This is a genomic window from uncultured Bacteroides sp., assembly GCF_949298305.1.
GTDB lineage: Bacteria > Bacteroidota > Bacteroidia > Bacteroidales > Bacteroidaceae > Bacteroides.
Genome location: NZ_CASFWU010000025.1, coordinates 24,489 through 30,804, shown reverse-complemented (window position 1 = coordinate 30,804; position 6,316 = coordinate 24,489). Strand labels below are relative to the sequence as shown.

General features: G+C 53.6%; 4 protein-coding genes, 3 tRNA genes and 2 pseudogenes. 4 read left to right on the top strand and 5 right to left on the bottom strand.

Annotated elements, in window-relative coordinates; all coding sequences use genetic code 11:
• Together Q1Y74_RS05100 and Q1Y74_RS05095 are read left to right on the top strand one after the other, a co-directional pair.
• Positions 1-367 (top strand): annotated as a pseudogene (locus Q1Y74_RS05100) (hypothetical protein); the annotation flags it as partial.
• Between the two features lie 111 nt (positions 368-478).
• Positions 479-754, top strand: coding sequence for a hypothetical protein (locus Q1Y74_RS05095; protein ID WP_300812648.1), 276 nt, complete (start codon positions 479-481; stop codon positions 752-754).
• A 24-nt stretch (positions 755-778) separates the two neighbouring features.
• On the opposite strand, the pseudogene Q1Y74_RS05090 reads toward Q1Y74_RS05095, so the two are convergent.
• The 5 genes and pseudogenes from Q1Y74_RS05090 to Q1Y74_RS05070 all read right to left on the bottom strand — a co-directional run.
• Positions 779-2,635, bottom strand: a pseudogene (locus Q1Y74_RS05090) (fructose-1,6-bisphosphatase); the annotation flags it as partial.
• A gap of 117 nt (positions 2,636-2,752) precedes the next feature.
• Positions 2,753-4,384, bottom strand: coding sequence for a putative transporter (locus Q1Y74_RS05085; RefSeq protein WP_300812646.1), 1,632 nt, complete (start codon positions 4,382-4,384; stop codon positions 2,753-2,755).
• A gap of 108 nt (positions 4,385-4,492) precedes the next feature.
• Positions 4,493-4,564 (bottom strand) — tRNA-Glu (locus Q1Y74_RS05080).
• 8 nt (positions 4,565-4,572) lie between these two features.
• Positions 4,573-4,648 (bottom strand) — tRNA-Lys (locus Q1Y74_RS05075).
• Positions 4,649-4,655: 7 nt separating this feature from the next.
• A tRNA-Ser gene (locus Q1Y74_RS05070) sits at positions 4,656-4,743 on the bottom strand.
• A 277-nt stretch (positions 4,744-5,020) separates the two neighbouring features.
• On the opposite strand from Q1Y74_RS05070, the gene Q1Y74_RS05065 reads away from it, so the two are divergent.
• Entirely contained in the window at positions 5,021-5,605 is a 585-nt protein-coding gene (locus Q1Y74_RS05065) for a cyclic nucleotide-binding domain-containing protein (protein WP_300812645.1), read from the top strand.
• A 64-nt stretch (positions 5,606-5,669) separates the two neighbouring features.
• Complete coding sequence (locus tag Q1Y74_RS05060) at positions 5,670-6,296, top strand: YiiX/YebB-like N1pC/P60 family cysteine hydrolase (protein ID WP_300812644.1); 627 nt, start codon at positions 5,670-5,672, stop codon at positions 6,294-6,296.
• Positions 6,297-6,316 lie beyond the last annotated feature (20 nt).

Sequence of the window (6,316 nt, the reverse complement as noted above, 5' to 3'; positions counted from 1 at the left end):
CGGCGTGCGCTTCAAGAACCGGCTCTTCTATACCATCCTGGGCGGCGGCACCCACTACCTGGACTTCGGCGACCGCTTCTCGGCAGCGGCCTTCTACCGCGCCGGACTGGAAATTCCGCTCTGCCACCGGCTCTACCTCAGCGGCGACCTGGGCTACCAGCACATCGAAACCTTCCGCAACAAAGACCTCGGACTACCCGCCCGACTCTATGCCCTCCAGGCACGCGCCAACCTGGAATACCGCCTGACCGACCGCCTGGGCCTCTTCCTGACCGGAGGCTACGGCGCCAGCCGACGCTACGGGCATAGCGGCACCTTCGACAAGGGGCTGATTGTGGAAGGCGGAGCCGTCCTGTTCAAGTACTGAGCACACAGGGACACGGGACTGGAGTAAAAGCGTCCCTCGAAGGATAGTAAACGGGATTTACATCATTCCCCTCCCTCAGCCCGACCTCGTGTCTGCCCGCAGGCAGACCGCATGTCTTCCCGCAGGCAAACCATCCGTCTTCCCGCAGGCAGACCACCTGTCTCCCCGCAGGCAGACCGCACGTCTGCCCGCAGGCTGACGAGAGGCTTTCCAGCAGCCAGAAATCTGCTGATTATCAATGCCCTGCAAAACGCTCCCCGCAAGCCCCCGACCGCAGACAACGACCGGACACCCCATCCGTCAGCAGGTAATAATAGCAGACAAAGGCGGATGCCGGGCCGACGATGTCTGCCCGCAGAGGGCAGCATCGGCCCGACACCCGCCTGACGCTCCGGGTACCGCCCGGACGGCTTATTCCTTCTCTTTGATATAGCCTGTGCGGTAGGCCACCAGCAGCTTCTCCAGGTCCTTAATCTGGGTCACCAGCACACGGCCTTTGTCGGTGTCCTTCACCATCATGCGCTGCGAGTTGAACTCGATGACGAAGGTGGTGGACTTGATGTCCTGCCCCTCTTCGATGGCCTTCTGGCGGCTCTGGAAAGGTTCGTGCTGCACCAACTGGAGGCCATGGGAGTGATAGACCAGCGTATATCCGGCGATGCCCGTCTCGGGCTGGTAGGCCTTGGAGAATCCGCCGTCAATCACCAGCAGCTTGCCGTCGGCCTTGATGGGCTGCTCGCCCTTGATGGTCTTCACGGGGACGTGGCCGTTGATGATATGGGAGTGAGGCCCAGGCTCCACACCGAACTCGCGGAGGATGTTGTCGCAGATGTCGGCGCGATTGCGCAGCGTGTAGTAGTGCCCCTTCGTCTCCTTGCAAAGTTCCTTGTCGCCTACGAAATAACGCTCGAAAGTAGCCATCTTGTCCTTGTCGAACGAAGGGGCGTCGGGGCCGCACCACATGTACCACACGTAGTCCAGGGCAAACTGTTTTTCCTCACCCTCTTCGTCGAAGTAGGCGGTGCGCACCAGCTGGTCGGCCTTGAGCAGGAGCTTGTGTCCCCAGTATTCCTTCTTGCCGATGCGGACGTGCTTGAAGCTGCCGTCCTCGTTCAGGGGCACGGAAGCGTGGTAGAGCAAGTTGCTGTTGCAGACCAGATACATGCCGCCGTAGGTGAAGAGGCAGCGCATGTGCTTCTTCAGCTTCTCGCTGTTCATGAACGAGGCGTGTATTTTATCTACAAGTTCGCGTTCCTCGTCACTCAGCCGATAGGGGTCTGCGGGATCGACAGTGGGCAGGTTGGTGTCGCGCAGGGGATATTCCTTTCCTTCGTAGACGAATACGCCACGCTCGAAGTCAATCTTGTGCAGCAGCTTGCGTCCCTCCATGCCGAACTCGGGACGGCGGCTGATGATTTCGGCCTCCAGCTTGAGCTGGATGATGGTGATGGCCTTGTGCATCTGCGAGATGAGACGCAGGGTCTTTTCGTTGTACGTCCCGTCAGAGAAGTTCATCTTGGGAGCAAATATCGTGCAGGGGTCGTCGGCGTATGTGTCCATGGCGAAGGTGGCCAGAGGCAGGAGATTGATGCCGTAGCCGTCCTCCAGCGTGGCGAGGTTGGCGTAGCGCATGGACATGCGGATGACGTTGGCAATGCAGGCGTTGTTGCCGGACGCAGCCCCCATCCAGAGGATGTCGTGGTTTCCCCACTGAATGTCGAAGTTGTGGTAGTCGCAAAGCGTGTCCATGATGATGTGCGCGCCGGGGCCACGGTCGTAGATGTCGCCCACGATGTGCAGGGAGTCAATCGTCAGACGCTGTATCAGGTTGCACATGGCAATGATGAAATCATCTGCCCGCTTGGTGGAGATGATGGTACTGATGATGACATTGATGTAATCATGTTTGTTTGGCTCAATGGTAGACTCGTGCAGCAATTCCTGGATGATATAGGAGAACTCCTCGGGCAGGGCCTTCCTCACCTTGGAGCGCGTGTACTTGGACGAGACGTTCTGACAGACCTTCACCAGTTGGTTGAGGGTAATCTGGTACCAGTCGTCCAGGTCAGTCTCACGTTCCTTGACCAACTGCAATTTCTCTTCCGGATAATAAATCAGTGTGCAGAGCTCTTTCTTCTCTGTTTCCCTCAGAGTATGGCCGAAGATTTCGTTCACCTTCCGCTTGACGGCTCCCGAAGCGTTCTTCAGCACATGCTGGAAGGCCTCGTACTCACCGTGTATGTCCGTCAGGAAGTGTTCGGTACCTTGGTCGCTGACTATACTTTCCGTAGTAATGGTTCCCATATCTATTTATGATTTAACAATCCAACAAATTTCTTTTCCTGTTTCACTCTATTCTTGTTCTTCCGTATTGCGGACACGACATTAACCCAGCAAAAACATCAGCAGCACCTGAGCAATGATGACCCTCAGAAACATGCAGAGCGGATAGACCGTCGCGTATGCCACCGAAGGATTATCCCCAGGGATGGTATCGTTGGCATAGTTCAGCGCCATGGGATTGGCCATGCTGCCGCACAACATGCCGGACACAGACCCGAAATCCACTTTCATCCACCTGAAAGCGACAATTCCCACCAACATGACGGGCAGGAAGGTCAGTCCGAAACCGACCGCTATCCACAGCAGCCCCTCGGGACGGAACACCGTCTCAAAGAAATGGGCGCCGGCGTCCAGACCCAGGCAGGCCAGGTAGAGTGAGAGTCCCAGGGCGCGGAGCATCAGGTTGGCACTGCGCGTCGTGTAGGTAATCATGTGCAGCCGCGGGCCGAAGGTACCTATCAGGATACCCACAATAATGGGGCCGCCGGCCAGACCGAGTTTCACGGGGGCACTGATGCCGGGAATGCTGATGGGAATGGCTCCGACCAGATTGGGCTCCTTCAGACTTTTCACGGCATTGCCCAGCACCTTCTCCACATTGTGTATGGCTGCAGCCTCGCCCACCACCGTCAGGCGGTCGCCCAGCTGCAACCTCAATCCGGCTGTGGCCAGCAACTGTACGCCGCTGCGGTAGACCCGGCTGATGTTGATGCCGTAATGGTTGCGCAGGTGCAACGAGCCCAGCTTCTTGCCGTTCAGCTCAGGGCGGGTCACCACAATGCGTTGCGAAATCAATTGGCTGTCTATGGCGTTCCAGTCTATGTCCTCCTTGTTCCAGTCCGTATGCTCCTGTTCTCCGAAGAGCACCGTCAGGGCAGGTGCGTCTTTCTCGGAACTGATGACCAGCAGGCGGTCTCCCTCCTCAATGACTTTTTCCGAAGTGGGAATGCAGACTGTTCCGTTGCGCCACAAACGTGAAATCACAAATTTCGGATAACTCCGCAAGCCGCCGATTTCCTTGATGCTCTTGCCGAAGATGGCCGGATTGTGTACCTGGAAAGCGGCGATATAAGTTTTGTTCTCGTCTTCCTTCTCCTTCAGTTCAAGGTCTTCTTTCCGCACCAGCAGTTTCCGAATGGCAAGCACGGCCAATATGACCCCGACCACGCCCAACGGATAAGCCACCGCACAACCCAACGCCGGCGTACTGGCCTCCATGCCCATCTGCTTCAAGGTCTGTTGGGCGGCACCCAAAGCGGGCGTATTGGTCGTGGCACCGCAAAGGATTCCCACCATATCCGGCAAGGAAATGCCGAACGCATAGCTGCCGGCTACGGTCAGCAACGTACCTATCAGGACAACCGCCACGGCCAGCATGTTCAGCTGCACACCGCCTTGACGAAACGAGCTGAAGAAACCCGGCCCTACCTGCAAGCCCAGCGCATAGACAAAAATCACCAGGCCGAAGCTTTCGGCATAATTAAGCATTTGCGGGTCAATGGACAACCCCAAATGCCCGCATAGAATTCCCATGAAGAAAACAAAAGTTACTCCCAAAGAGATTCCGCAGATATGTATCTTCCCCAATCCTAATCCGATAGCGGAAATCAACGAAAGTACAACTACCGCCTGCAAGGCAGAGTGCTCAACAAACAAACTATACAGCCAATCCAATTCGATTCTAATTTTTCCGATTAATATTGCAAAGATAGGAAGTATTCTCAGAGGGCGAAAATAAATGCATAAAAAAACGGTCGCCTTTCTCAAGACGACCGTTTCGTGTAGTGGATACGAGAATCGAACTCGTATTGCATGCGTGAGAGGCATGTGTCCTAACCATTAGACGAATCCACCATTTTCATTGGTACACCCTCAGGGATTCGAACCCTGGACCCACTGATTAAGAGTCAGTTGCTCTACCAACTGAGCTAAGAGTGCATAAAGGCGGAAGCTGGGGGATTCGAACCCCCGGTACGGAAATCCCGTACGTCAGTTTAGCAAACTGGTGGTTTCAGCCACTCACCCAAACTTCCTTTCACCTGCATTATCTCTCAAATGCGGTGCAAATGTAGGGGAAACTTTTGGACTGTGCAAATCTTTCCAGCATATTTTTTTCACACTTTTCATACTGTTTCCCGTAACAGGTTAACAGTCAAAACGTAATACCTGCAAAAAAATAAGTTGTTTTACCTGTCTCCTCCCCAGTCCTTCGCTTTCATCCGCGTTCTACCCACACTCATTCCGCCCCAATTTGAAATCTCATTTATATAAGTTATCTTTGCAGGCAAAATTAAAATACGACTTGGCCTTATGGATTTACTTTTAAAAGAAACCGTGAACGCTGCGGTCAACTCGCGCTACCCAGACATGTCTCCCGAGGGAAGAAGGCAACTGGAAGAAATCCTGATCCGCAAAGAGGTGAAAAAAGGCGACCTGCTCCTTGATGAAGGACAAATCAGCCAAAATCTGGTAATCGTTGGCAAAGGGATGGTACGCCAATTCTATTATAAGAACGGAAAAGATGTCACCGAACATTTCTCCTACGAAGGCTGCATTGTCATTTGCATAGAAAGTACGCTGAAGCACGAACCTACCCACCTGATGATTGAAGCCCTTGAAGACAGCGTCGTCTACCTGCTGCCATATAACAAACTCCTCCTGCTGACCGAAGTATCGTGGGAAATCAATATGTTCTACCGGAAGATACTGGAATTCTCCCTGATTGTATCTCAAATCAAAGCCGATTCCTGGCGCTTTGAAACAGCACGCGAACGATATAACCTCCTGCTGCGTACTCATCCCGAAGTAGTCAAGCGGGCGCCTTTAGCCAACATAGCCTCCTATCTGCTGATGACCCCGGAAACGCTGAGCCGTGTCCGCTCAGGAGCATTATAACTTTTTACAAAAAAAGTTCTATTTATGTTGGATATATGCAACTATTCTTTATTTTTGCAAAAAAATGATTAGAAAAGTACATATATCACGGATTACAGGTGTCCTGCTCTGCCTCATCATCTTGAACGGATGTATGGAGAAAGGGAACAGAGGAGAAATTCATCTGCCGGCAGACACATTCCACGACGGAGACCTTGCCTTCAGAAGGGGAACGGGATTGACAAGCCGGATTGTACTGGCGGCAGACAAAAGTGGAGACTTTTCACACGTGGGCATACTCAAACGGATAGACGGGAAATGGCACGTCATACATGCCGTACCGGGAGAGCCCGACCACGAAAACGATGTAGACAGAGTAAAACTGGAAACCGTAGAACAATTCTTTGCCGTCAAAAAGGCTGCCAAAGGTGCTGTCTTGAGAGTAAAAGACCAGGCAGAAGCCGCCGAACGGGCCGCTACACACGCCCTCATGCTGCACCAGGCCCACATTCTGTTCGACCACGACTACGACCTGACGGATACCACCCGGATGTATTGTACCGAACTGATTGACCATGTTTATAAGAAAGAAGGGATTGACCTGTCCGAAGGGCGTCTGAGCCACATCCGCATTCCCGGCCTCGGCGGTGACTACCTCCTGCCCAGCGATATTGCACAGAGCGACAAGCTCCGTCTGATATACAGTTTTTAGTTACATGTTTTTATTCACGT